General features: G+C 70.6%; 26 protein-coding genes and 1 riboswitch. Of the genes, 10 read left to right on the top strand and 16 right to left on the bottom strand.

Annotation, left to right across the window (positions count from 1 at the left end):
- The first annotated feature begins 378 nt into the window (after positions 1-378).
- Positions 379-1,338 carry an AraC family transcriptional regulator gene (locus AC1QRC_RS05245; protein WP_484205744.1) on the top strand — a complete coding sequence of 320 codons (960 nt, stop codon included), beginning with the start codon at positions 379-381 and terminating at the stop codon, positions 1,336-1,338.
- A 2-nt stretch (positions 1,339-1,340) separates the two neighbouring features.
- On the opposite strand, the gene AC1QRC_RS05240 is transcribed toward AC1QRC_RS05245, so the two are convergent.
- From AC1QRC_RS05240 to AC1QRC_RS05200, 9 genes are all read right to left on the bottom strand, one after another.
- Complete coding sequence (locus tag AC1QRC_RS05240; protein ID WP_484205743.1) at positions 1,341-1,703, bottom strand: helix-turn-helix domain-containing protein; 363 nt, start codon at positions 1,701-1,703, stop codon at positions 1,341-1,343.
- Between the two features lie 68 nt (positions 1,704-1,771).
- On the bottom strand, positions 1,772-2,158 hold the full coding sequence (locus tag AC1QRC_RS05235) for a hypothetical protein (protein WP_484205742.1): 387 nt from the start codon (positions 2,156-2,158) through the stop codon (positions 1,772-1,774).
- Positions 2,159-2,606: 448 nt separating this feature from the next.
- The gene (locus AC1QRC_RS05230) at positions 2,607-3,203 is read right to left on the bottom strand and encodes a hypothetical protein (protein ID WP_484205741.1); all 597 of its coding nucleotides are present in this window, start codon (positions 3,201-3,203) and stop codon (positions 2,607-2,609) included.
- 468 nt (positions 3,204-3,671) lie between these two features.
- On the bottom strand, positions 3,672-4,700 hold the full coding sequence (locus AC1QRC_RS05225; protein WP_484206578.1) for an ABC transporter permease: 1,029 nt from the start codon (positions 4,698-4,700) through the stop codon (positions 3,672-3,674).
- Between the two features lie 103 nt (positions 4,701-4,803).
- On the bottom strand, positions 4,804-5,472 hold the full coding sequence (locus AC1QRC_RS05220) for an ABC transporter ATP-binding protein (protein ID WP_484205740.1): 669 nt from the start codon (positions 5,470-5,472) through the stop codon (positions 4,804-4,806).
- Positions 5,473-5,496: 24 nt separating this feature from the next.
- On the bottom strand, positions 5,497-6,255 hold the full coding sequence (locus AC1QRC_RS05215) for a peptidoglycan-binding domain-containing protein (protein ID WP_484205739.1): 759 nt from the start codon (positions 6,253-6,255) through the stop codon (positions 5,497-5,499).
- A 16-nt stretch (positions 6,256-6,271) separates the two neighbouring features.
- Positions 6,272-6,607: a hypothetical protein gene (locus tag AC1QRC_RS05210; protein WP_484205738.1), complete on the bottom strand. Its 336-nt coding sequence runs from the start codon at positions 6,605-6,607 to the stop codon at positions 6,272-6,274.
- A gap of 70 nt (positions 6,608-6,677) precedes the next feature.
- Positions 6,678-7,250 carry a hypothetical protein gene (locus AC1QRC_RS05205; RefSeq protein WP_484205737.1) on the bottom strand — a complete coding sequence of 191 codons (573 nt, stop codon included), beginning with the start codon at positions 7,248-7,250 and terminating at the stop codon, positions 6,678-6,680.
- Positions 7,251-7,869: 619 nt separating this feature from the next.
- Positions 7,870-10,503, bottom strand: coding sequence for a DEAD/DEAH box helicase (locus tag AC1QRC_RS05200; RefSeq protein WP_484206577.1), 2,634 nt, complete (start codon positions 10,501-10,503; stop codon positions 7,870-7,872).
- A 113-nt stretch (positions 10,504-10,616) separates the two neighbouring features.
- Between AC1QRC_RS05200 and AC1QRC_RS05195 the strand changes: the two genes are divergently transcribed.
- Entirely contained in the window at positions 10,617-10,868 is a 252-nt protein-coding gene (locus AC1QRC_RS05195) for a FitA-like ribbon-helix-helix domain-containing protein (RefSeq protein WP_484205736.1), read from the top strand.
- Positions 10,865-11,275 (top strand): type II toxin-antitoxin system VapC family toxin, encoded by a 411-nt coding sequence (locus tag AC1QRC_RS05190; RefSeq protein ID WP_484205735.1) that lies wholly within the window; start codon positions 10,865-10,867, stop codon positions 11,273-11,275. Before AC1QRC_RS05195 ends, AC1QRC_RS05190 begins: the two co-directional genes overlap by 4 nt.
- Positions 11,276-11,288: 13 nt before the next feature.
- On the opposite strand, the gene AC1QRC_RS05185 is transcribed toward AC1QRC_RS05190, so the two are convergent.
- A complete protein-coding gene (locus tag AC1QRC_RS05185; protein WP_484205734.1) occupies positions 11,289-11,999 on the bottom strand; it encodes a GNAT family N-acetyltransferase in 711 nt (236 codons plus the stop codon).
- A gap of 105 nt (positions 12,000-12,104) precedes the next feature.
- On the opposite strand from AC1QRC_RS05185, the gene AC1QRC_RS05180 reads away from it, so the two are divergent.
- Together AC1QRC_RS05180 and AC1QRC_RS05175 are read left to right on the top strand one after the other, a co-directional pair.
- A complete protein-coding gene (locus AC1QRC_RS05180) occupies positions 12,105-12,884 on the top strand; it encodes a hypothetical protein (protein ID WP_484205733.1) in 780 nt (259 codons plus the stop codon).
- 6 nt (positions 12,885-12,890) lie between these two features.
- Positions 12,891-13,640, top strand: coding sequence for a class F sortase (locus AC1QRC_RS05175; protein WP_484205732.1), 750 nt, complete (start codon positions 12,891-12,893; stop codon positions 13,638-13,640).
- Positions 13,641-13,649: 9 nt separating this feature from the next.
- Here AC1QRC_RS05175 and AC1QRC_RS05170 read toward each other — a convergent pair whose 3' ends face one another.
- On the bottom strand, positions 13,650-14,483 hold the full coding sequence (locus AC1QRC_RS05170; RefSeq protein WP_484205731.1) for an anti-sigma factor: 834 nt from the start codon (positions 14,481-14,483) through the stop codon (positions 13,650-13,652).
- Entirely contained in the window at positions 14,480-15,043 is a 564-nt protein-coding gene (gene sigK, locus AC1QRC_RS05165) for an ECF RNA polymerase sigma factor SigK (protein WP_484205730.1), read from the bottom strand. Before sigK ends, AC1QRC_RS05170 begins: the two co-directional genes overlap by 4 nt.
- Positions 15,044-15,116: 73 nt before the next feature.
- Here sigK and AC1QRC_RS05160 point away from each other — a divergent pair, with 73 nt between their 5' ends.
- The 3 genes from AC1QRC_RS05160 (at position 15,117) to sfnG (ending at position 17,948) form a co-directional block, all read left to right on the top strand.
- Entirely contained in the window at positions 15,117-15,812 is a 696-nt protein-coding gene (locus tag AC1QRC_RS05160) for a hypothetical protein (protein ID WP_484205729.1), read from the top strand.
- A 111-nt stretch (positions 15,813-15,923) separates the two neighbouring features.
- Positions 15,924-16,014, top strand: a riboswitch (SAM riboswitch).
- Between the two features lie 199 nt (positions 16,015-16,213).
- Positions 16,214-16,759, top strand: a complete 546-nt coding sequence (locus tag AC1QRC_RS05155; RefSeq protein ID WP_484205728.1) for a flavin reductase family protein — start codon at positions 16,214-16,216, stop codon at positions 16,757-16,759.
- Position 16,760: 1 nt separating this feature from the next.
- Positions 16,761-17,948 carry a dimethylsulfone monooxygenase SfnG gene (gene sfnG, locus AC1QRC_RS05150; RefSeq protein ID WP_484205727.1) on the top strand — a complete coding sequence of 396 codons (1,188 nt, stop codon included), beginning with the start codon at positions 16,761-16,763 and terminating at the stop codon, positions 17,946-17,948.
- A gap of 24 nt (positions 17,949-17,972) precedes the next feature.
- On the opposite strand, the gene AC1QRC_RS05145 is transcribed toward sfnG, so the two are convergent.
- Complete coding sequence (locus AC1QRC_RS05145) at positions 17,973-18,626, bottom strand: DinB family protein (RefSeq protein ID WP_484205726.1); 654 nt, start codon at positions 18,624-18,626, stop codon at positions 17,973-17,975.
- 277 nt (positions 18,627-18,903) lie between these two features.
- Here AC1QRC_RS05145 and AC1QRC_RS05140 point away from each other — a divergent pair, with 277 nt between their 5' ends.
- Entirely contained in the window at positions 18,904-19,188 is a 285-nt protein-coding gene (locus tag AC1QRC_RS05140) for a hypothetical protein (RefSeq protein ID WP_484205725.1), read from the top strand.
- A 22-nt stretch (positions 19,189-19,210) separates the two neighbouring features.
- On the opposite strand, the gene AC1QRC_RS05135 is transcribed toward AC1QRC_RS05140, so the two are convergent.
- From AC1QRC_RS05135 to AC1QRC_RS05125, 3 genes are all read right to left on the bottom strand, one after another.
- Entirely contained in the window at positions 19,211-19,762 is a 552-nt protein-coding gene (locus AC1QRC_RS05135; protein WP_484205724.1) for a cysteine hydrolase family protein, read from the bottom strand.
- The gene (locus AC1QRC_RS05130) at positions 19,759-21,294 is read right to left on the bottom strand and encodes a purine-cytosine permease family protein (protein WP_484205723.1); all 1,536 of its coding nucleotides are present in this window, start codon (positions 21,292-21,294) and stop codon (positions 19,759-19,761) included. The genes AC1QRC_RS05135 and AC1QRC_RS05130 overlap by 4 nt, the downstream gene beginning before the upstream one ends.
- A 69-nt stretch (positions 21,295-21,363) precedes the next feature.
- Positions 21,364-23,787, bottom strand: coding sequence for a cell wall-binding repeat-containing protein (locus tag AC1QRC_RS05125; RefSeq protein ID WP_484205722.1), 2,424 nt, complete (start codon positions 23,785-23,787; stop codon positions 21,364-21,366).
- A 200-nt stretch (positions 23,788-23,987) separates the two neighbouring features.
- Between AC1QRC_RS05125 and AC1QRC_RS05120 the strand changes: the two genes are divergently transcribed.
- On the top strand, positions 23,988-25,256 hold the full coding sequence (locus AC1QRC_RS05120; RefSeq protein WP_484205721.1) for an endonuclease/exonuclease/phosphatase family protein: 1,269 nt from the start codon (positions 23,988-23,990) through the stop codon (positions 25,254-25,256).
- Positions 25,257-25,258 lie beyond the last annotated feature (2 nt).

Genomic DNA, 25,258 nt, shown 5'->3' with positions numbered 1-25,258 from the left:
CCAGGTGGTTGACGGCGAAGGTCGTCTCGAAGCCGGCGCCCGTCCGGTGGTCGGCATCGGCGAAGGATCACCCCGGCATTGAGGACGAGCGCATCGATCCCCCCGCCGGACGCGCGTTCCCGCACGTCGGCGGCGAACGCGCGCACCGAGCCCAGGTCGGCGAGGTCCAACGGGAGAGCGCCACTCCCTTCGCGGCGCGCACCCAGCAGGAGGTGGACTCTCCCGGCGCGACGCATCCGCTCGGCGGCCACCGCGCCCAAGCCCGAGGTGCCGCCCGTCATGACGATGGTGTCCATGGTTCCAGCCCACAGGACCAGCGCCCTCCGAGGACATGGTGGTCCGTCCCGCTGAGGTGTCCGTTCGTCCTACGCTGACACGGTGGACGCTCTGGCGAGCCTGCTCGACGGCCCCCGTAGTCGCGACGCCTTCCTACTCCGCACGATCATGGAGCCCCCGTGGTCCATCCGGATGGCGGACGAGGCACCGGTCGGGCTGATCGCGGTGGTCCGCGGGAGCGCGTGGCTGATCCCCGACCCCGAGTGCCCACGTCCCACCAGCACCGCCGCACATCACCTGGGTGCCGGGACGGTCGCCGTGGTCAGGGGATCTGCGCCCGTCACCCTCGCCGGAGACCCCGAGACACCACCCCAGGTCGTGTGCGGCCCCGGCGGTCGCCGGACCACCCCCGACGGTGCGGATGTCTCGGCGGCCATGAGTCTCGGCGTACGGATCTGGGGCAACGACCCTGACGGCTCCACCCGGCTCCTGATGGGGTGCTACCAGCTCCGCGGCGAGATCAGTCGGCGGGTGCTCGACGCGCTCCCGGCGGTCCTGGTCCTGGACTTCGACACGTGGGGCTCAGCGCTCGTCGCCTTGCTCGACGCCGAGATCGGCACCGACGAGCCCGGCCAACGGGCGATCCTGGACCGGTTGTTCGACCTGTTGCTCGTCTCGGCTGTCAGGGCCTGGTTCCGCCAGCCGGGAGCCCACGTGCCGGACTGGTACACCGCACACCAGGACCCGGTCGTCGGCCGGGCGCTCCGGCTGCTCCAGGAGCGGCCCGAGCACCCGTGGACGCTGGCGAGCCTGGCCACCGGGTCGGGTGTGTCCCGCTCCGCCCTCGCCCGCCGCTTCGCCGAGCGACTCGGTGTCCCGCCGATGACCTATCTCAGGGAGTGGCGGCTCGCCCGCGCCGCAGACCTACTGCTGGACCCCGACCTCACGCTGGACTCCATCGCCCGGCGCGTGGGGTACAGCGACGGCTCGACGCTCAGCACGGTCTTCAAGTCAGCCCGTGGCGTCAGTCCGCGCGAGTACCGCGCGGTGGCGCGCGAGTGACGTCAGGTGTGCCGTCCTACCCGCCGCATCCGCACCAGCAGCGCCGCGGAGGGCATCACCTTCCCGGACCGGTAGGTCGACAACCGCGAGCCGGAGGTGCCGATCCGCTCGGCGAACTCCCGGGAGGTCAGTCCGGACCGGCGCACCAGGTCGTCCACCTCGTGTGCCACCTCGGCGCGCTCGGCCGCCTCGGCCTCGGCCCGCGCACCGGAGATGGCGCGCTCCAGCAACGGCCCGACCCCGGGCGGGTGTTCCCGGGAGAGGTACTCCTCCACCCGGCGGGCCACGGGACCCCAGGGCTCGCGCCGGATCGCCCGGGTGAGGACCGCCCAGTCCCCGATGAGACCCCGCTCGATGGTCGTCACGATCGCTTCGTAGGGCCACGAGCCCGGTGGGGCATCGGACGGCACGTCGACGTTCCGGAAGGACACCGTCATTCGAGCTCGCCCTCCACCGCGCGAAGCAGGCTGTCCGCCAGGGCGTGGCAGGCGTCGAGGACGCTCGCCCAGTCGTGCCATCGCGGATCCAAACCCTTGTATGCCGAAAGTTCGGTGGTCACGCGCGGATCCCTGGGTGCGGGGTCGGCGAGCCGCTGGACCAAGGCGGTCAGCACCGATCCGTCGGTATTGCTCCGGTCCGAGTAGTAGTCGTCGATCTGGCTCAGGACAGCCACCGCGTCGATTGGGCCTAGTCGCTCTGTCAGTGCCGCAGTGTCGAGATAGTCCCGCGTCGCGTTGCGCTGCACGACCAGGTACGCCTTGACCCTGAGCATCTCGGGCAGGGTGGGCACCACCACCGACTCGCCGCCCGGCAGGTCCAACCGCTCCACCTCCAGCGGCCGGCTCCGCCGTAGTTGCCGCAGGCCCTGCCTCCACTCCCGTCCAACGAGCCGAGGAGGGTCAGCGGAGGCGAGCTGGCGCGCACACTCGTGGCCCAGCCTTCCGACGCCTCGACCGCCTCCAGCACAGCGCCATACCGCTCCGCCAGGTCGATCAAGACGTGATCATGATCGAACGACAGAGCGGTGTCCGGCATGCGCCAGCGGCCGCGGTCCCACCGACCAGCACAGCCTCAGGTACCAGCTCCTGCAGGCGCGACAGCAGATCGAAGCACTTCCTCCGGGAGCGGAGCGTGCGACCATGCCCGAGTATGTCACTTCTGATAATCACGTTCTCGCATCACGGTATGCGCCGCAGCCGCGGTCCCACCGACCGGCACAGCCTCAGGCTCGGGCTTTGCAGGTGCGCAGCAGATCAGCTTCGGCGACGCTACGACCCGTGGAGGTACTCCCACACGTCTTGCCCTGTCGGGAATTGACAGGAGACGTAGGCGTCCGGGTCACCAGCATCGTGCCACGGATCCCAAGGGTCCGCCGGCGTACCAGCCGCGACGGCTTCGGACGCACTGATGAAAGCTTCCCGCGAACTCGGCTCAGAGATGGCGTACCCCTCACTGCTCAGGCACTCCCGGCCCTCCAGCATGAGGTCGTACAGTGCTCCCAACTCCTCCCGGGTGTAGGGAATCGACCCTGGTCGCCCGCCGAGTCGCTCCGTAATCTCGGTATCGCACTGCTCACTCATGGCCAGGTAGGCCGCCTGCTGGCCTGGCGCAACGTCTGTCTCGATTCCGTCGCCACCCACAACTCGCGCGGGGAAGCCCGCCCTCGTGTGACACTCGACCTTGGCATCGATCCACTGCCGCGCCAGCGCGTCATCATCGCTGCGATCGACGACCGCCTGGCTGGCTTCTCCTGGCGCATCGACCGTCCCGCCAGACAACTCCGTAGCGTCTTGCGACTGGACCGTCGGATGGTGCTGCCCGGGCCGTGCCGAGTCGTCCGTGCAGGCAGTCACGAGCAGCACCACCACGAACAGTGGGGCCGAACCTCCAGCAAATCGGGACCGCACCCCGGCTCCACTAGACGTTCCGACAGTAACCGTACGTGCCAGGGTTATTCAGTGTCCCAGTGGTTGTCACGTGCCAGTAGCCACCGGCCAGAGTTCCTGCTACGTAACGGTCCTGCATCGTGGAGCCATTGAAATAGTTGACGTAGGAAGACTTCCCAGGACCTAGAAGGTCGGTGGATCCTGTTGTACGCCCAACCACCCATGGGTCGGATGGTTGCGGACAATCCGTGTCGTAGATGTAGCCCGATTCGGAGCCTGCAGCGTGGACCGCTGGCGAAGCACTAATCAAGAACCCAAACGCCAGCACCCCGCTGGCTACTTTGCGTTTCATGTCCGCTCCTCCGCGCTGAAACAACCAGAGCGAACGTACCAGTGCGCCTCATGACCGTCAATGAATGTAGCGCGAGCGCAACGAAGTACGACGACTCATGGTGTGCGCAGGACGCGGACCGGGTCCCGGGTGGCGGCGAACAATGCTGGCGGGACGGCGCTCGCGAGTGCGGCGAGTAGAGCCAGGGTCGCGGTGGCAACGGTGAACTCGAGTGGCGGGGCCGCGGCGTAGCGTGCGGCGACCCAGAGCCCGACGGCGGTCCCGAAGGCCGCGCCGAGCAGGGCGGGGGCCAGGGTGCGGCCCAGGACCAGGGCGATGATCACCGACCGGGTCGCCCCGAGGGCCCGCCGTCGGCCGAGGTCAGTGCGGCGGATGAGCACGTCGGCGAGCACGACGATCGCGACCAACAGCGCGCCTGCGCCGAGGACGCCCAGGAGCAGGGCACGACCGAAGGTGGTGAGGTCTCCGGCGACCTGCTCCTGCAGTTGCGCCAGACTGACCGGGGATTGCACGGTCACCGCCTCGAAGGTCGGCGGGGCAATCAACCCGAGCACCGCCTGCTGTGCGGTCGCTGCAGCCTGGGAGTCGGTGACCACGACGTGCAGCGAGTCGGCCACCACCCCCTCCGGCGCGGCGATCAGCACCCCGGCGGCGTAGTCGGTGAACGGTTCTCGCGGGGTGAACGACCCGACCACGCTGTAGTCCATCACCTCCGTGGTCGAGGCCAGCGTCACCGACCCGACCGGGTCATCCATCCCCAAAGCCAGCTGTCCCTGAGCGGCGACCAACGCCTCCCCCGGGCCGGGCCACCGGCCCCGCTCCAACGTCGCCACGTCGGCCAGGTCTCCCACGACCGCCCACGCCGGCACCCTGGTTCCCCCCGCACCGACGACACTGTTCGTCACGTCCACCGGGATCACCACCCCGACCGCCCGCTCCGCGACCGACAACCCGGCCGCCTGCTCGACCACGGCTCGGGGGATCAGGTCCTGCCCCTGGGCGTCGTTGACCACCAGCACCCGTGACCCGGCCGCGTCCAACCGGTCGGCCACCTGCTCCTCCGCGGCAGCGGTCCGCCCGACTGTGGCGAGCGTCGTCCCGCACATCACCGCGACTAGGAGCATTGCGAGCACCGAGGGGACCTTGTTCGCCCACGCCGTCGCCAGCCCCTCCCGGACCACCGCCCACGGCCTCATCGCGACCGGCCCGCCACCGCAACCACACCCCTCACAGCGCGAGCACCTCATCGGCGTGCTCCAACACGAACGGGTCGTGCGTCGCGATCACCACCGTCCGCCCCAACTTCCCCGGGCCCCGCCCGACATCGTCCGCACCCTCTGCCGGAGTCGTGTCCCCGGCCGCGGCTGACAGCGCCGCCAACACGCCTTGCGCGTTCTCCCGGTCCAGGTTGCCGGTCGGCTCATCGGCCAGGATCACGCTCGGACCGGTCACCAGGGCACGACACACCGCGACGCGCTGTGCCTGCCCACCAGAGATCTCACCCGGCCGGTGATCCGCCCTCGCTCCCACCCCCACCTGGTCCAACAACGCCCGACCCCTGGCCCGTGCCGCCCGACGCGACCACCCCGCATACAAGGCCGGCTCGACCACCGAGTCCAGCACCACCCGGGAAGGGTCCAGCACCGCGTCCTGGAAGACGAACCCAATCCGGTGCGCCCGCACCCTGGCCCGCACCGGATCCGACGCCGACCCCACCGGCCGCCCACCCAACAGCACATCCCCCGAGGACGGCGTCAGCATCAACCCCAACACATACAACAACGTCGACTTCCCCCGCCCCGACGGACCGGTCACCGCGGTCACCCGCCCCGGGACGAACTCGTGCGACAACCCGCCGAACAATTCCTCCCCACCCCGCCGGTACGCAAACGACAACCCCTGCACCGCCAACACCAAGCCTCACCCGCCCCCGCTGGTGACCGCACTGTCATCCTGCGCTGGGGCATCTCCTGGGACCGGGGCGGGCACCGGTTGCTGCCCCACCCCGCCGTCGCCCAGCACCTGCACCCGAGTCCCTTCCGCCACCCCGTCCACGATCGCCACCCCACCACCAGACCCCCGCACCGTCACCTCAACCTCACCCTCCTCGGTGACCACGTATGCCGTGCCGTCGGCCCTGGTCTGCACCGCCGCCGCCGGGACCGCCGGGCCCGACACCTCCGGCACCACCACCACCTCCGAACGCAACGTCACCTGCGCATCCCCCGGCAAGGTCCCGCACTCACCCCCGCACACCGGCCCTCCGTCCGGACCCGTCAGCTCGAACTCGGTCGAGCCGTACTCGTCCTGGCTCGACCCGGCGATCACCGCCTCCCACACCGTCTCCTGCCAGGTCACCCGCACCGTCGCCTCCGCCGGGATCAACCGCGCCTGCTCCTGCGTCACCACCAACACGAACTCCTGCTCCCCCGTCGGGGCAAGCACGGCCTCCTCACCCCCGCTGACCGTGCCGCCCACCACGATCGACTCCCCCACCTGCACGGTCGTGGGCAACTCCGGCACCGCGACCACCTCACCCAACGCCACCGTCCCGGTCTCCTCCAGGCCGAGATCCTTCTGCCAGGCCTTCACCGCCCGCTCCGTCCCCGCCCCGAACTCCCCATCAGCCACACCCTCCAGGAACCCCAACTCAATCAGCGCCCCCTGCAACTGGACCACGTCCTCTCCCTCAACCTCACGGCTCCAGGTCCCGCCAGAACGGCACCGCCCCCTCCACCGCACGCACCGGGACACCAGCCACCACATACACCACATCCCCCACGTCCACCTCACCAGGCGAGACCCGCGTCACCACCCCCGACAAGCCGTTCCCCGCCACCATCACCGCCGGCTGCCGCAACGTCGTCGACAACGGCAACGACCGCCCCACCGACGACTCCGACACCACGCCCCACACGACCTCAGGCCCAGCGCCCGGACCCTCCACCGCCACCCGCGGCTCCAACGCAGCCCGCCCAGCCCACCACCCAGCACCCGCCGCCCCCGCAATCAGCAGGACCACCAGGAGCACCACACCCACCCCACGCCCACGCGCAGCGCGGCACTGCTTCCGTGCTCATCCCGGCATGCTCTCACGACGGTTACCCACCGTTCATCCGATCGAAGACGTCTTCGCCGGAAGGCCACGGGCAGACGTCCTCGTACGGATGCTGCAGCAGCCCGTCGAAGGGGAGCGGAGGAGGATCGGCCTGCGAGTCGGTCATCGCGTGGATCTCCTGCGCCACCCACGTGTCCTTGCTTGGCATCTGTGCGGTGACGGGAAGTCCGTTCTCACGCAGACACTCGTCCGCCTCCAGGTAGAGGTCATAGAGCGTGCCAAGCTCTGCGGGCGTGAGTGGGTCCGATGCCGGAATCTCACCCAGGCTCTCCTCGCACGTCGCCCAGGCGGCGTCGAAATCGTCCTGCCTGCCGACCGTCCCGGCCGAGGTGAGGACGTCACCCTCCATCTTTGAGGGGAATCCCGCCTCGGTAAGGCAACCTCCCATGCGCGTGAACCACTCCTTCTGGAGTCGTTCGCTGTCGGCACGGTCAGGGTTGCCCCGCACAGCAGCATTCGCCGCGTCGGCCTCGGGTTCCTCACTCTGGCAAGCCGCGAGGAGCAGGAGGCTCGCGATCGCCAGTATGGAACTGAGGCACCGCATTGGCTTAGCCACGGCCCCGCCGCACTAGAGCCATTGCCCCTCCGCATGATCCAAGAGGTCTTGCAGATCGACAAAGTGACATCTACAAACAGAATGTCTCTCGCTTGAATCTTCAGCCTTAAAGGACTGCTTCGACAGGACGGGCATCACACGTCACAGTACCCGTAGGTCCCACTCAAGTAGATGTTCCCTGTCGTGGACACAGTGTACTTGCCGCCGGTATAAGTCCCCTTGAACTGCCGGTCCCGGCGAACTGAGTTGTAGTAAACGTGGGTGTATGAACTCCCCGGCGCAATAACGTTCGTCGTTCCTTGCGTGTCAGCATTCACCCACGGGTTCGGCGAAAGCGCCGGACAGTCCGACCGCCAAACGTGTCCCGTCTTAGTTCTCGGAGCGGCCATGGCCACCGGTGCAGACCCCACAAGCATCATTGCCACCGCAGTGCTGCCAGAATCCGTCGTCCCCTCATGCCACAGCCTCCCCGGCCGGTCGCGGCCGCGCCTTTGCGGTCGATACCGTGAGTAGACCACGGAGAGCCTCATGGTTCAAGGGGGAAACTCAGGCGCCAATCTGCTGTGCCGCGGGCTGGCCATTGCAGCAGGCTCATGCAGCGCCGACATGTGGCTCTCGCTCACAACCGCCGCATCGAGTTCGCCAGCAACACCGGCTCCCCGACCTCGTCGGAGGCGTCCAGGTCACAGGTCGCCTCGATCACCCAGTCGTGGTGACCCTCGGGGTCGGCGATGGTCTGCCGCACCTGCCACAGCCGCACCTCGGCCGGCCCGCTGGACGCGACGCCCGGCACCTCCCGGACGCCGGGCTGGGGCCCGCGCTCCGGAGTGATCGCCAGCATCGCCGGGCCGCGCGCGTCGGCGTCGGTCCCGACCGAGCCGTGCTCGTCGTAGTACGCCTCCAGCGCCTCGTCCCAGTCGTCGGCCGACAGCAACGGCTCGCGGGCGGGCTCGGTCAGCTGGGCGACGGCGGCCTCCAGGACGCCCAGCGCCTCGACCTCGTCGCGGGACACCAGCTCCACCCGCCGGAACATCGCGTTGCGCACCATCACCCGGAACGCCCGCTCGTTGCCGGTGATCGGCCGGGTCGGCGCCAGCGGCACCCCCTCGGCCGCGCGAGCGGCAGCGGCCGCGACTAGATCGGGGTCGGTCAGCGCCTCCCACTCATCGAGCAGCGAGGAGTCCGTCTGCCGGATCGTCTCGCCGAGCCAGTGGATCAGGTCCTCCAGCTCCTGGGATCGGTAAGCCTCCGGCACCGTCTGCCGCAGCGTGCGATAGGCGTCGGTCAGGTAGCGCAGCACGACGCCCTCGGACCGGGCCAGCTGGTAGAACCCGACGAACTCGGTGAAGCTCATCGCCCGCTCGTACATGTCACGCACGACCGACTTCGGGCTCAGCGCGTCCTCGCTCACCCACGGGTGGGTCTGCCGGAAGATCGCCAACGTCGCCTCGAGGAGCTCGGCCAGCGGCTGCGGCCAGGTGACGTCCTCCAGCAGCTCCATCCGCTGCTCGTACTCGATGCCGTCGGCCTTCATCTCCGCCACGGCCTCGCCCTTGGCCTTGGACTGCTGGGCCCACAGCACCGGGCGCGGATCCTCCAGCACCGCCTCGATCACCGAGACGACGTCAAGGGCGTAGGTCGTCGCCTCCTCGTCGAGCACCTCCAGGGCCGCGAGGGCGAACGGGGCCAGCGGTTGGTTGAGCGCGAAGTTCTCCTGCACCTCACCGGAGAGCACCACCTGACGGCCGGAGGCCTCCGGCTCCGGCAGCCGCTGCAACACCCCGGTCTCCAGCATGCTGCGAGCCAGCGTGATCGCCCGGCGGGACAGCCGCACCTGGTTGCGCGGCTCCTCGTGGTTGTCGCGCAGCAGGCGCCGCAGGTTGGCGAACGGGTCACCCTGCCGGGCCACCACGTTGAGGATCATCGAGTGGTCCACCCGCATCCGCGACACCAGGGGCTCCGGCTCCGAGGCGACCAGCTTGTCGAAGGTCTCCTCGGTCCAGTTGATGAACCCCTCCGGCGGCTTCTTGCGCTGCACCTTGCGCTGCTTCTTCGGGTCGTCCCCCGCCTTGGCCAGCGCACGCGCGTTCTCGATCGTGTGCTCCGGCGCCTGCACCACGACATACCCGCTGGTGTCGAACCCCGCCCGCCCCGCGCGGCCGGCGATCTGGTGGAACTCCCGGGAGCGCAGCACCCGCTGCCGGGTGCCGTCGAACTTGGTGAGCCCGGTGAACAGCACCGTGCGGATCGGCACGTTGATCCCCACGCCCAGGGTGTCGGTGCCGCAGATGACCTTGAGCAGCCCGTCCTGCGCCAGCTGCTCGACGAGCCGGCGGTAGCGCGGCAGCATCCCCGCGTGGTGCACCCCGATGCCGGCGCGCACCAGCTTGGACAGCACCTTGCCGAAGCCAGCGGTGAACCGGAACGCCCCGATCCGCTCGGCGATCGCGTCCTTCTCCTCGCGGGTCGCGATCTTCAGCGACAGCAGCGACTGCGCCCGCTCAAGGGCGTCCTTCTGGGTGAAGTGCACGATGTAGACCGGCGCCTGGTGGGTCTCCAGCAGCTCGCCGATCGACTCGTGCAGGGGCGTCATCGCCCAGGAGAAACTCAGCGGCACCGGCCGCTCGGTGCCGGCGACGACGGCGGTCGGCCGACCGGTGCGCAGCGTGATGTCCTCCTCGAAGCGGGTGACGTCGCCCAGCGTCGCCGACATCAGCAGGAACTGCGCCTGCGGCAACTCCAGCAGCGGCACCTGCCAGGCCCACCCGCGGTCCGGCTCGGCATAGAAGTGGAACTCGTCCATGATCACCATGCCGATGTCCGCCCGGTCGCCCTCGCGCAGCGCGATGTTGGCCAGGATCTCGGCGGTGCAGCAGATGATGGGGGCGTCGGCGTTGACCGAGGCGTCCCCGGTGACCATGCCGACGTTGTCGGCGCCGAACAGCTGGCACAGGGCGAAGAACTTCTCGCTGACCAGGGCCTTGATGGGTGCGGTGTAGAACGAGACCCGGTCCTCGGCGAGCGCCTGGAAGTGGGCCGCCGCGGCGACCAGCGACTTCCCGGACCCGGTCGGGGTCGCCAGGATGACGTTCGCCCCGCCGAGCAGCTCGATAATCGCCTCCTCCTGGTGCGGATAGAGGGGCGTGCCCTTCGCCTGCGCCCACCGCCCGAACGCGTCATACAGCTCGTCGGGGTCGGCAGGGGTCCCCTCCGGGGGCAGCAGGTCGGTCAGCGAGTCGGTCATCGCGACCATCATCACGTATGCCGTCCGCTCGCCTGTGGACGACGCCGTCACCCAGGTGCCGGCCTCCGCGAGGATACGGGCAGTTCGAGCGAGTGCAGGCGAAATGCAGGCATACTGGAGGCATGGTGACGATCACGATCCGCGACGTCCCCGACGAGACTCGTCAGGCCCTGGCCAACAGGGCCCGCCACGAGGGCAAATCCCTGCAGTCCTATCTGCTCGCGGTCCTGGAACAGCAGGCTGGCCTCCAACGCAACCTGGAGATCGCTGCCAAGGTCGAGCAACGTGCTCGACAGGGCCACGGGATCGACCGGTCTGCACCGCAGACCTCCGAGGTGCTCCGGGCCGCACGCGAGGAACGCAGCGCCGAATGATCGTGCCGGACGCTGCTGTCCTCACCGACTACATCGTCCGGCTCGACCGCCAGGGGCGCCGAGTTCGGAAGGTGCTCACGGCAGATCCTGACTGGATCGCGCCGCAGCATTGGAAGGCCGAGGTGTTCTCGTCCCTGCGCGGGCTGCATCTGGGCGGGCACCTCGGGACCTCCGAAGCGGAGTGGGCACTGCACCAGCTACCGCGCCTGACCGTCCGGACCGAGGCCCTGGATCCGTTGCTCCCGACGATGTGGAGCCTGCGGCACAACGTCAGCGGCTATGACGCGGCCTACGTCGCCCTGGCGCAGATCCACGACATCACCCTGGTCACCACCGACCACCCGCTCTCCCGAGCCGCAGCCGGTCACTGCCGCGTCGAGTACCTCCCGCCCGACCCCGGACGCTGAGGCACCAGCATGCTCACCCCAGCACCCGGCATACGTCCACGGTGCAACCTACCACCGTGCTGACGCCGCCGCCCCGCACTGGCTCGTCGAACCAGGTGCCCCGCTCGAACCCGACCCTCTCCAGGGTCCGGAGCGAGGCGGCGTTGCGGTGGTCCGGTGCCGCGAAGCACGCGGTCGTGCCCGGGTAGTGGTCACGCACACCGGTCAGCCAGGCCCACAGGAGGCGCACCCCGACGCCGCGTCCCAGCCAGGCCGACTCCCCGAGCGCGTAGTCGACCCCGATCGCCGAGGAGTCGGGGGCCAGCAGCGCGAACTGCGGGTGGTCGGCGATCCGGTAGTCCTGGCCGAAGCCCACAGAACGGCCGTTGGCCTCGACGACCCACATCCGGACGGCTTCCCTCCCCTCGATGCGGGGCAGGTAGGTCGCGCGCACCGACTCGGGGGTCTCCTTGCCCGTGTGCCACCACCGCCGGACGTGCTCGACCATCAGCCAGCGCCGGAGGTCCGACAGGTCCCCGGCGGTCATCGGACGAGTCGCCACCCGCAGCTCGGGGTCTGCTTCGAACAGTTTGGTGGGTCCGGAGAGGTCGTGCGCGACGGTCCCACCGACGTCGCCGAGCCCCTCCGCGACCCGGGAGGCCGCCGCCGCCCACGGCTCCCCGGGCCGGCAGGCACCGGTCACCTCCCGGTCCCCGCGACGCACGACGACGCGTGTGGCCTCCACACCACCGAGTCTGACCCATCCGGAGCGACGACGGCTCCGAATCCCTGGATGCCACGAGCCGCTGGCGACCGATGTCGCAGCGGATCCCGACACCAAGGAGTTGTCATGCGCACCACCCGCACCCGCCTCGCCCCGCTCGCCGTCGCGGCGATCGTCGGTCTGCCCCTGGCGGCGGCCGTCCCTGCCGCGGCCCACGAGCACGAGGGGACCGAGCTGTCCGGCACACTGACCGAGCTCAACCGCTCCGGCGCCTCCGGCACCGCCTGGGGCATGCTCGAGGGCCACGACCTGCACATCAAGATCGAGACCACCGGCCTGCTGGACGGCGCACCGCACGCCCAGCACATCCACATCGGTGGGCAGAACACCTGCCCGGACCCGAGCCAGCAGGGCAACGGGTTCGAGGGCGCCCTGCAGGTGTCCGACGCCATCGACTCCTACGGCGACGTCGCGCTGAGCCTGACCATCGAGCCCGGCATGACCGGTGGCGAGCACGCCCTCGACGTCGAGAACTTCCCGTCCACCGGTGCCTACACCTACGAGCGCACCATCGAGCTGGACGAGGCGACGGCCGCGTCGGTCGCCGCCGGCGACGGGGTCATCGTGATCCACGGTGTGGACCACGACGGCAGCGGCGCCTACGACGGTGACATCGTGTCCGACCTGGACCCGGAGCTCCCCTCCGAGGCGACCGACCCCGCTCTGTGCGGCGAGTTCAACGTCGCCCAGATGAGCATGCCGGAGGACGGCGTCGCCACCGGTGGCGGCGGCACCACCGGGATGGAGCACGCCGGTCTGCTGGCGATGGGCGCGCTGACGCTGGCGGCCGGGGGGCTGGGCCTGGCAGCGTCCCGTCGGCGGGACAGCGCCCGCCACGAGGTCTGACCGCTGGTGGCCACGAGCCGGCCCGGAGGCCGCGGACGCACCCTGCTGTCCGTGGCCTCCGGGCTGCTGCTCGTCGCCGGGATCGTCGTCCTGCTCTGGGTCGTCCTGAGCCAGGTCGACGATCCGCCTGCTCCCGAGGCTGACGCCTCCCGGCCGCCGGTCGCCACGACGGGCTCCGCCGGGCCGACTGACGGGCCCGCGACCCAGGACGCCCCCGCCCCCTCGACCACCCCAGGGACACCGTCGACCGTGCCACCAGAGTCGTCGACCGCGGCGCCGGAGTCGTCGGCGTTGCCGCCGTCCGACCCCGTTGCGGTCCGGATCCCCTCGATCGACGTGGCTAGCCCGTTGCACCCGCTCGGCCTCGACGACGACGGCACTCTCCTGGTGCCGAGCGGCGAGCGCTACGACGAGGCCGCCTGGTATGAGGGGTCACCCACCCCGGGCGAGGTCGGACCCACCGTGATCGAGGGGCACGTCACCAGCCAGGGATCGGTGCCCAGCATCTTCTACGACCTGGGGGCACTACGTCCTGGCGACCTCGTCGAGGTGGACCGGGAGGACGGGCGCACGGTGACCTTCGAGGTATACGGGACCGAGAGCTTCCCCAAGGACGCCTTCCCCAAGGTCACGGTCTACGGCAACACCGAGGGCCCAGAGCTGCGCCTGATCACCTGCGGGGGCCTGTACGACCCGGACCGCGGGGCCCACGTCGACAACATCGTGGTCTTCGCCCGGTGGGTGCCCGGGGCCTGAGCCGACCGGTCAGCCCTCGATCGGCACGGCCACCAGGGGGTCGCTCGTCGGCTGCTCGGAGCCGCCGGCCGGCTCGAGGGTCACCCCCACCGCCACGGCACCGCCGGACTCCCCCTCCAGGACCATCTCGGTGGTGTCGGCGCCAGTGCGCGGCATCAGCCCGGCGGAGACGGCAGTGCCGTCCTCGTGGACGAACCACAGCTGGTAGTCCTGACCCTCCGGGGCCTCCTCCATGCCCTCGGCAACGAAGACGGTCGAGTCCAACGAGGCGGCCGTCACCACCGTGACGGTCACATCCCCGAGCGTCTCGGTGTGCCGCACCGCGTCCGGGGCTTCCAACACGTCCTCGGCCACGACCACCGGCGCGGGGACGTCGTTGGTCACCCACTGCGTCACCGCCACCGCGCCGACAATGACGGCTGCCGCCGCCGCGATGCCCACCCACCAGGCGCGTCGCTCGGCCGCCGCGGCCGCTTCTCCCGTGGTGGCATCCGAGTCCTCGGCGCTGCCGAGCTCACCGTCAGCGTCGTCCTCCCGGCCCCGCAGCGGGACCACGGCCGGAGGCTCCTGCGCGATCTGCTCCAGCAGCCGCGCGCGCAGTCCCGCCGGGGGCTCCTCCTCCAGCCCGACGCTCAGGTCGACCACGGGGTCGGCGAGCTCGGCGACCTCCCGCCGGCAGTCGGGGCAGGAGGCCAGGTGCTCCTCGAACTCGGCGCGTTCCCGGTCGTCGACGGCATCCAGCACATAGGCGCCCACGAGGTCGTGCACCGTCGGCTCTGCCGGGTCGGCATCGCCGTCCCGGGTCCCGCCGGGGTCTGCGCCCCGGTGCTCCTGGTCGCTCACTGTCCACCTCCCATCGTGTCCCGCATCTTGCCCAACCCGTCCCTGATCCGGGTCTTCGCCGTGCCCAACGGCACGTCGAGGCGCTCCGCGACCTCCCGGTGGGTGAGGCCCTCGAAGTACGCGAGTTCGATGGCCGCCCGCTGGGCCGGGGTGAGTTCCCCGAGCGCGTCACGCACCCGAGTCGCCTCCATTCGTTCCTCGACCGCCTCCGCGGTGACGTCGAACGGGGGCGTGGTCCGCTGTGATTCGTAGGCGTCGTCCCTCGCGGATTGGGCCACGACGGAGCGCACCCGGTCGACCGCGCGGCGGTGCGCCAGCGTCAGCAGCCAGGAGATCGCGCTGCCCCGGTCGGGGTCGAAGGAGCTCGCCGTCCGCCACACCTGTAGGAACACCTCCTGGGTGACTTCCTCGGCCTGGGACCGGTCCCGCAGGACGCGCAGCACCAGTCCGTAAACCCGGGGCGCCGTCGAGTCATAGAGGTCGGCGAAGGCCGCCTGGTCACCACGAGCCACGGCGACCAGTCGCGTCGCCAGGGCCGGGCCGTCCTGGTCACCTCGCATCGCCCCCATCCTGCCCCATGGCGGGGCCCTCGTCCGGGAGAAGGAGGGTCGGGCGGGGCACTACGGTGTGACCATGACCGGCGAGATGGACGAAGCCCTCGCCCACTACCGGTCGCTGGTGCACCGCTGGGCCGCGCCACTGCGCACCTCCGGCTGCGCGATCTGGGTGCGGGGGCGGGACCACTACCGGGTCGGCGAGGTCGTGCACCTGCGTCGGGCGACGCCCTCCCGGACCCGCCTGGCCAGCATCGTCCGGCGCAACAGCACCGAGGGATCCGACCCCGTGACGGGGCTCATCCCGGCCCTGGGCGGCGCCGTCGTGCTGGAGCCGGTCGGCACCGACATCGCGCTCCTGGCCGACCCGCTCTCGCTGGGCGGGGTGGCTGTCGTCGTGCGGTGGGACCCGACGCGGGGGGTCACCGTCACTTCGGCCGTGGACGGGGAGACCGCAGAGGAGCACGACCTGCCCGCCCAGACCGCACCCGCCGACACCGCACCCGCCGACGCCGCACGCACCCACGCGTCACCCGCCGACGCACCACCCGCCGCAGCCCCTCTGCTCGGCGCCCTGCGGGCGGCGAGCGTCGCGGCGGAGCGCGGAGATCCTGGGCCCGGACCCGGACCCCGACCTGGCGGTCGGCCTGACCGCGGCCGAGGCCCTCACCGGCATCCGGCTCCCGCTGCCGGGACCGTTCACCCTGCTCCGCGCCGTCCACCTGCGCGTGCCGGCAGGCTGACGTCAATGCATGATGACGTCGCAGCACGCTGACGCGCTGCACTCGACTCCGGTGCCGCCGAACCACCACGCCAAGCCCGCTGATCCTGCGGCCGACCAGATCTCTCGATTGACAGGACCGAAGATCCTGTGATCGACTGGCGTCACCCATCCAGAGCGGCCGAGAGACCTGGCTCGTTGACGCCGCAGCAACCACCCCCGGCGGGGCAGGTGCTCACGCCAGGATCGATGGAGGAATCGTGCAGCACCATCAGCGCCCTCGCGCGGCCCACGCCCCGCACCTGCGTCGCACCGTCGACCTGATGCGCCGGGCGGTCAGCGCCTGTCGTCCCTGACGCGCCAGACCGCCGTTCGCAGCTTCGCCACGCACCGCATCACCCTCTCGCCTGGCCCGACCCGGGCCCCCTGCACGCACCTGATTCCAGGAGTACGCCATGACCATCAGCCTGTCCCCCACCCTTGCCCGACCCCACGCCGCGCCACCAGCGGAGCCCACCCCACCGGTGGTGGACCTACGGGGCACCTTCGCGCGGGCCGCCGCCAGCGCATGGGTCGTCACCGGCTCCGGCTCCCGGGGCCCCGTCGGCTTCACCGCGATCTCCGTCGTGTCGGTGTCGCTGTCCCCGCCGCTCGTGTCGTTCAACGTCGCCAAGACCTCCTCCTCCCTCGTGACCATCGCGCAGACCCAGCGCGCAGCCCTGCACCTGCTCGGCGAGGACCAGCAGCAGCTGGCCGACCGCTTCGCCCGCGACCGCAGCAAGCGCTTCGTCGACGACGGCGCATGGTCCTACGACGACCACGGGCTGCCAGCGGTCCACGGGAGCACCGCACGACTCATCACCCGGATCCACGACCTGGTCGACGCCGGCGACAGTTTCGTCGCGATCGCCCGGGTCGAGCACGCCGTCTCCTCGGCCGGCAATCCCCTGGTGCACCACGCCGGCCGGTTCACCCCGTTGCCCACCACGATCGGAGCCTGACATGACCGACGACACGACCGACCGCCCGAGCACGGCAGCCCCCGCCGCGACAGCCCCCACCACGGGCCAGCCGGGGTCCGACCCGCTCGCCTTCGCCTACTGGGTCCCCAACGTCTCGGGTGGCCTGGTGGTCTCGACCATCGACCAGCGGACCAACCACACGCCGGACTACAACCTCGATGTGGCCCGCGCCGCCGAACGGGTCGGCTTCGACTACGCCCTGACCCAGGTGCGGTACCTGGCCTCCTACGGGGCCGACGCCCAGCACGAGTCGGTCTCCTTCTCCCTGGGGCTGCTGTCCGCCACCGAACGTCTCAAGGTCATCGCCGCGGTCCACCCGGGACAGTGGCCGCCGACCGTGCTGGCCAAGCTCGGTGCCACCGCACAGGACCTGCACGACAACAGGTTCTGCCTCAACGTCGTCTCCGGGTGGTTCAAGAAGGAGTACACGGACCTGGGCCTGCCCTGGCTGGACCACGAGGAGCGCTACCGTCGCGCCGAGGAGTTCATCGAGGTGCTGCGCGGGCTGTGGGCCGAGGACGACTTCACCTACCGCGGCGACTTCTACCGGACCCGCGACGTCACCTTCCGGCCCCAGCCGCGACTGCAGCCGGAGGTGTTCCAGGGCGGCAACTCCACCTCGGCTCGGGCCATGGCCGGCCGCCTGTCCGACTGGTACTTCATGAACGGCAACACTGTCGAGGGAGCCGCCGAGCAGATCGAGGACGTCGGTGGCCAGGCCGCCGCGCACGGTCGCAGGGTGCGCTTTGGCATCAACGGCTTCGCCGTCGTGCGGGACACCGAGGACGAGGCCCGCGGCGTCGTCGAGGAGGTCATCGCCAAGGCCGACGTCGACAAGGTCAACGACTTCGGCAACGCGGTGAAGCAGGCCGGCGCGGCCACCTCGGACAAGAAGGGGATGTGGGCCGACAGTGAGTTCAAGGACCTGGTGCAGTACAACGACGGCTTCCGCACCGGTCTGATCGGCACTCCCGCACAGGTGGCCCGGCGGATCGTGGACTACAAGCGTGCCGGGGTCGACCTGGTGCTGTTGGGCTTCCTGCACGTGCGCGAGGACGTCGAGCGATTCGGGGAGCAGGTGATCCCGCTGGTGCGGGAACTGGAGGCACAGGAGCCGTATGCCGAGGCGTCGGCGGAGCGCACCCCGGACCCCGCCCTCGTCGGCTGAGCCGGCCGGCGCGGACGCCGGGTCCTACCCGGTCCCGCCACCGGCCTCCTCCTGCCGCCCGGCGTCGCGGGCCGCCTGCTCGAGGCGTGCGACGTAGTCGGCCCACCACTGCGCGTCGCCGCCGGGGAGGTTCTCCCGGCCGGGCAGGAGGCCGACCTGCCCGTCGATCATCTCGCGCACGATGTCGGCCTGACCGGCGTGCCGGTCGGTCTCGGTAACGACGTGGACCAGGATCTGGTGCAGGGTGACGTCCGCCTTCTCCGGTGACCACCACGGCACCCGGCCGGCGGCGTGCAGCGGCAGCAGCCGGATCGTCTCGTCGGTGTGCGCCCAGACCGCGTGGTAGAGCCCGACGATGTCAGCCCGGGTCTCCTCGGCGGTCGCCCACATGTCGGCGTTGTCCTCGGCGCCGTCGGCGAACCACGGCAGCGCGATCCCCGACGGCCTGCCGAACGTGTCGCCCAGGTAGCCCAGCTCCACGCTGGCCGTGTGCTTCACCAGACCCAGCAGATTGGTGCCGGTGGCCGTCATCGGCCGTCGGACGTCGTACTCGGACAGGCCCTCGAGCTTCCAGAGCAGCGCGTCGCGGGCCAGTTGCAGGTAGCGGTGCAGGGTGGCCTTCGCCTCGCCGTCGAGGTCGCGGCCGGGCCCGGTGCCCGCGGGCAGGTCGTCGGTCACTCTCCGAGCATCCCACGGGCCGACCGTCGGGGCACCCACTGTGCTACTGCGATGGTCACTAGGCGTCGGTCCGGACAGACGCCTAGTGACCATCTCGGTAGCAGAGTCGCCACGTCAGGACCAGAGTCTTCTTGTGACAGCACGGGACCCGCCCGCGAAGTGGCGACACAAGAGCGACACACCCTGCCTAGACTCGTGGGCGTTGCGCCGGCGGAGGGAGTCAGGGTGACACGCAGTGACACGGGCGCGGGAGCATGCCGCCCGGTGAGGATGGCCCATGATCACCGTTGAGCTCCGGACCACCCACCACCGGTGGACCGAGGTCGTGGCCACCCTGGAGGTCCGCGACGACGGGACCCACAAGATCACCGGCAGTCGCAGCGCGCTCGACCTGGGCGAGTCGATGCTGTCCTTCCCCGGCCCCCGGGCGATCAGCTTCTACGACGACCCGTGGCTGTGGGCCCGCTCGTTGCCACGCAACCTCACCAGCCCGTGGCTGCACGCCGTCATCGTGAAGGAAACGCCCCGGGCGCTGCGCAACAGCGCCTCCGCCGCCGGGTAGCTCTACGCCCGGTGCCGAGCGCTCAGCTGCCGAGCACCTCCGCCGCGGTGCGCACCTGCAGTTGCGGGCCATAGAGCGCCATCGCGTCCAGCGCCCGCTGGTGGTTGGCGTCGTCGGAGCCGGCGCACGCGTCGGACACCACGGTCACGGTGGCCCCGGCGTCGATGGCTGGCAGCGCCGTGGACAGCACACAGCAGTCGGTAGCCACTCCGGTCAGCACCAGGTGCGGGACCGGCCCGGTCAGGGCCTCCAGCTGGGTCCCCCACTTGCCGAACGTCGGCTCGTCGACCGTATGCCGGGTGCTGAGTCCTGCGACGTCGGGCACCAGGGCGAACAGCGGGTCGTCCGCCGGCTTGTCGGCGAAGGCCCACTCCTGGAAGTACGGCACCCAGGACCCGCGCTTGGCGGCCGGGGGCAACCACCGCGTGAGGACCACCCGGTCACCGAACTGGCCGGCGAGGCGGTGCACCGGCTCGACGATCTCGGCGAACCGCGGCGCCGCCCAGTCCGAGGAGGGGTCGGCGAAGATTACCTGCGGGTCGATGACGACCAGCCAGGCCTCCTCCGGTCTCACGCCTGCACCCGGTCCTCACCGGCCCCGTCGGCGGGCGACCCCGGTGCCACCGGGGCACCGGCCTCCTGGCGACGGATCGCACCCGCCTGCAGCACGGCATACCCCACGAACCCGATGAGCAGGGCCACGAGCACGCCCAGGTTGGCCCACGCCCAGTCGCCGTCCCGGCCGCCGAGGCCGAGCGGTCCGAGCAGGTAGCCCTGCCAGTTGTTCCACCCGGCGTCCTCGGCGAAGGCGTTGATGACCAGGCCCCACCCGACCACGGACCCCACGGCCATCAGCGCCACGGACGTCCAGTTCCAGTTGCCGTAGCGACCGGTGCCGTGGAACAGCGCGTGCTCGTCGTAGTCGCGCCGGCGCAGCATCACGTCGGCCATCAGGATCCCGGCCCAGGTGGCGATCGGCACCCCGAGGGTGATCAGGAAGCTCTGGAACGGCGCCAGGAAGTTCTCGGCGAAGAACACGACGTAGATCGTGCCCACGGTCAGGATCAGCCCGTCCAGCCCGGCAGCGGCGGGTCGCGGGATGTTCACGCCCAGGCTGAGCAGCGTCAGGCCGGAGGAGTAGATGCCCAGCACCGCGCCGCTGACCAGGGCCAGGACCGCCGCGATCAGGAAGGGTACGAGGAACCAGTTGGGCAGGATCGTCGCCAGGGTGCCGATCGGGTCGTTGGCGATCCCGTCGATGAGACCCGGCTGGGTGCCCGCCAGCGCCAGGCCGTAGCAGACCAGCAGGGTCGGGGCCAGGGCCCCGCCGAAGGTGTTCCAGAAGACGATCTTGCCGCCGGAGGCGTCCCGCCGCTGGTAGCGGGACCAGTCGGCCGCGATGTTGATCCACCCGAGCCCGAAGCCGGTCATCACCATCACCAGGGCGCCGATCACTGCCTGGGTGGACCCGCCCGGCAGCGCGGTGACCACCGACATGTCGATCTCGCCGAAGGTGAGGACGATGTAGAGGATCGTGATCGCCCCGGTGAGCCAGGTCAGCACCGACTGCATCCGGATGATGGTGTGGTAGCCGGCCACCGAGGCCAGCACGATGAGCGTGGCGATGACCACGCAGGCGATCACCTTGGTGGTCGTGCCGCTGCTCCAGCCGAGCTCTCCGAAGACTGTCGCGGTGGCCAGCGTGGCCATGATCGCCAGGAAGGTCTCCCAGCCGATGGAGATCATCCAGGAGAACACCCCGGGCACCTTCTGCCCGTTCACCCCGAACGCCGCCCGGGAGAGCACCATGGTCGGCGCCGAGCCCCGCTTGCCGGCGATCGCGATGATCCCGCAGAAGAGGAACGAGAGCGTCACGCCGACGACGGTGACCAGCAGGGCCTGGGCGAAGGAGACGCCGAACCCGTAGACGAACGCCGCATAGCTCATCCCGAAGACCGAGACGTTGGCGGCGAACCACGGCCAGAACAGGTCCGACGGCTTCGCCGTCCGCTCCGACTCGGCGATGATGTCGATCCCGTTGGTCTCGACGAGGACGCGCTCCCGCTCCGGCAGGGCCCCGGTCCCGGCCGGGATGGTGTCAGTCATGGGCGAATGCTCCCACAGCGACGCTGCGGCGGCCGGGAACTGCGCGCCGCAACCGTCAGTCCACCGCCGTCACTGCAGGTAGGTGCCGAGCTCGTCCAGCGTGCTGTTGTGCACCACGGAGGAACCGCCCAACACGTACATCTGCGAGGGGTTCTGGCGCTCCAGCGCCGACCCCGTCGCCGCCGGCACCCGGTCCGGCCGGGTCAGCAGCAGCGGGGTGCTGCGCCGTCCGGCGAGGGCTGCCCCGACGAGGGCGTCGGGGAACTCCTGCCCCGACGCGACGTGCGCGGGCGAGGCCCCGGAGGGGAAGCGGGCGGCGACGGCCCTGGCCGTCTCGTAGCGGTCGGTCCCCGAGACCCGGGTGTAGCCCTTGCTGCGGGTGTGGGTGGCCGCCTGCTCCGCGACCTTCTTCGAGATCACCGAGGTGCCACCGAGGACGATCACCTCGCCGGCGTTGAGGCGCTTCAACTGGGCCACCGTGCTGGAGTCCAACGCGTCAGGCCGGGTCAGCAGCAACGGCGCCTGCTCGTGGCCGGCGAGGGCCGCGGCGGCCAGCGCGTCGGGATAGTTCTCCCCGCTGGCCAGGTAGACCCGGCTCCCGCCCGAGGGGTAGTAGGAGGCGAGGGCGGCGGCTGTGTCGTACCGGGTCGCGCCGGAGACCCGCTCCACGGTCCCGCTGGTGGCGTAACCCTTGAGCTGGGTCGCGACGGTGCCCGAGACGGCACCGGTGCCGCCGAGCACCACGATCCGCCCCGGGGAGAGCCGGGTCAGGGCGGACTTGGTCTCCGTCGGGATCTCACCCTTGCGGACCAGGAGCACCGGGGCGTTGTACACCCCCGCCCGGGCGGCCGCAGCCAGGGCGTCCGGGTAGTTGTCCCCGGACACGACATACACCACGCTCACCCCGCTGCTCCACGCCTTGGCGATCTCCGCGGCCGTGCCGTAGCGGTTCTGCCCGGCGAGCCGCACGGGCTCGGTGCCCGGCGGCTGGCCGCCGCTGGTGATGGTGAAGTAGTTCGACGACAGCCCGGTGTTCCAGGTGGGCCAGGGCCGGGCCAGCATCAGACCGTCACCGCTGGCGTTGGCGTAGGTGTACTGCCCGCCGGAGGTGAAGCCCTCGACCCGGGCCGTGAGGACCCGGCCGCCCCACTTGCCGTGCCCGTCACGGGTCAGGATCTGGATCCGCTCGACCCGGTGGATGCTGTAGCGCGACTGCAGCGAGGTCGCGGTCAGCTCGGCGTTCCAGGAGTTCCGGGGGTTGCCGGCCACGGCGTCGTAGGGGTCCTCCTGCGCGACCAGGTAGCCGTGCCCTGCGCCGCCCGGCGTCGTCCAGCCCCCGGTGGATGAGGAGTACATGGTGGTGGCCAGGCGGGTCACCCCGTCGGAGAACGTGTAGGTCAGCACCCGCCCGTTGGTGGCGTCCACGGCGGCCGTGGTGTTGCTGTGCTCGTGGGAGGTGATGGAGCCGTCACTGTTGCGCACCCCCCGGCCGGAGTAGGCCTGGCAGTAGGTGGTGTCGCAGGTGTCGTAGTAGGAGGTGCCACCACTGCCCCGGAGTGCGTAGGTGCGGGCGGCGACCGCCTGCACCCGCAGCGCCTGGGCGTGGAAGTAGCTCGGCATCTCGTTGAAGACCACCGAGCGCAGGTAGTGCTGCATCGGCAGGGCGTTGACGGTGGCCAGGGACGCTGAGCCGATGTGCGTGGCCGTCAGCGCGCCGCGGTAGACGCGCAACTGCCCGCTGGGCAGGTAGAGGTCGACGGTGCTCTCTGTGGGGCTGCTGAAGCTCACCGGGCAGGCCTGGGTCATCCCGGCGGGCCAGTATGCGGTCCAGTTGCCGTTGCTGTCCCGGCCCTGCAGTTGGCAGCTGCTCGCCGAGCTGCCGGTGGCCTGGACGCGCCACTGGGTGCGCCCCGACGGGAGGGTGTACTTCGTCCCGGTCGGTCCGTTGGACACCTGCAGCCCGCTGCGGTGGGCGACCCTGGTGACACCGTCGTTGTCGATCGTGATGCCGATCCGGATCGTCCCGGTGGAGCGGGTCTCCATGGTCGTCCCCGGGTAGTAGAAGCCGAGGATCTGCTGGTAGGTCAACCCCTGCTTGCCCGCCCCGTCCGCGCCGTACTGGGACATTCCGATGCCGTGTCCGAACCCGCCGCCGACGACGTCGAAGATCCCGTCGGAGGGGCGGTTGAACACCTCGGCACCCGGCTGCGGGGCCGGCAGGCTCGTGGCGTCCGGGTCGACGACGGTCTCCGGCAGGTGGCCCAGCGACTCGGCGTCCGGCTCCAGCAGGCCGTACCGCTGGTCCTCGACCAGGCCCTCGTCGTTGGGCGTGGTCTCCGGCTCCGGCTCGCTCCCGGCGCGGTCCGGGGTGACGCCCTCGTACACCGTCTCCGGTGCGGGCTCGTCGCCGGCGGGGCTCTCGGGCGCACCCACCGCCACCGGGGCGATCGCCAGGGACAGTGCGGCAAGGGCAGTGACGAGGGTGCGGCGCACGGGGGGCCTCCAGTCGGTACGGGCGCCGCCAGCATGGTGGAGTTGTGACTTCTGGGACAAGAGTTGCCTGCGAATGCTGGCCCCGCGTTGGGCAAACTCTGACCGGACGCTGACCCTGGGCTCCTGCGGTGACCGGGAATTGGGACAGGATTCACCCGCGGACGGGCGACACGGCATACCCGTCGACCTAGCGTGGGGGCATGCCGCACCCCACCCGCGCCGCCCGCCGCCTGCTCGCCGGCCTCTCCGCTGCCACACTGCTGTCTGGACTCGCGCTGTCCACGGTCGCCGCTGCCGGTGCACCGTCCGCAGGTGACCGTCCGCAACACGCTTCGGAGGAGGTGGGTGTGCCCGACCGGGATGTGCGCTTCGCCACCTTCAACGCCTCGCTGAACAGGTCGCAGGAGGGGCAGTTGGTCAGCGACTTGTCCACCTCCGACAACGAGCAGGCCCAGGCGGTGGCCGAGATCATCCAGCGCACCCAGCCGGACGTGCTCCTGGTCAACGAGTTCGACTTCGTCGCGGACGGGACCGCGGCCGAGCTGTTCCGCAGCAACTACCTGGAGGTCCCCCAGCACGGCGCCGACCCGGTCGAGTACCCCTACTACTACGTGGCACCCTCCAACACCGGGATCCCCAGCGGGCACGACCTGAACGGCGACGGCGTGATCGGCGGGCCGGACGACGCGTTCGGCTTCGGCGAGTTCGAGGGCCAGTACGGGATGGTCGTCTACTCCCGGTACCCGATCAACACCGAGGAGATCCGCACCTTCCAGCTGTTCCGCTGGATCGACATGCCGGGCAACCTGATCCCGACCGGACTTCTACACCCCCGAGGCCGAGCAGGTGCTGCGCCTGTCCAGCAAGTCGCACTGGGACGTCCCCATCACCATCGGCCCGCGCGACGGTGCACTTCCTGGTCAGCCACCCCACGCCGCCCACCTTCGACGGCGAGGAGGACCGAAACGGGCGCCGCAACCACGACGAGATCCGGTTCTGGGCGGACTACGTCAGCGGCGGGCAGGCTGCCGACTACATCTACGACGACCAGGGTGGGACCGGTGGGTTGGGCACCCGGGACGACTTCGTCATCGCGGGCGACCAGAACGCCGACCCGCTCGACGGCGACTCCTACGACGGGGCGATCAACGCGTTGCTGGACCACCCCGGCATCAACTCCGGCTCCGCGCCGGACGAGCGCCGGTGGGGTCGAGGCGAGCGGGCTGCAGGGTGGCATCAACCTGGAGCACCTGGGTGACCCCGCCCAGGACACGGCCGACTTCGCCGAGCCGCCCGGCAACATCCGGGTGGATTACGTGCTGCCGGGCAAGCGCATGCGGATCCTGGACTCCGGGGTGTTCTGGCCCACCAGCGACGACCCGCTCTCCCGCCTCACCGGTGTCTACCCCTTCCCCTCCAGCGACCACCGGCTGGTCTGGGTCGACCTGATGCTGCCGCACCGGAGGTGACC

It is taken from the genome of Ornithinicoccus sp. (assembly GCF_057176825.1).
Note: the sequence above shows the minus strand (reverse complement) of the source record. Positions and strands in the feature narration are given on the sequence as shown.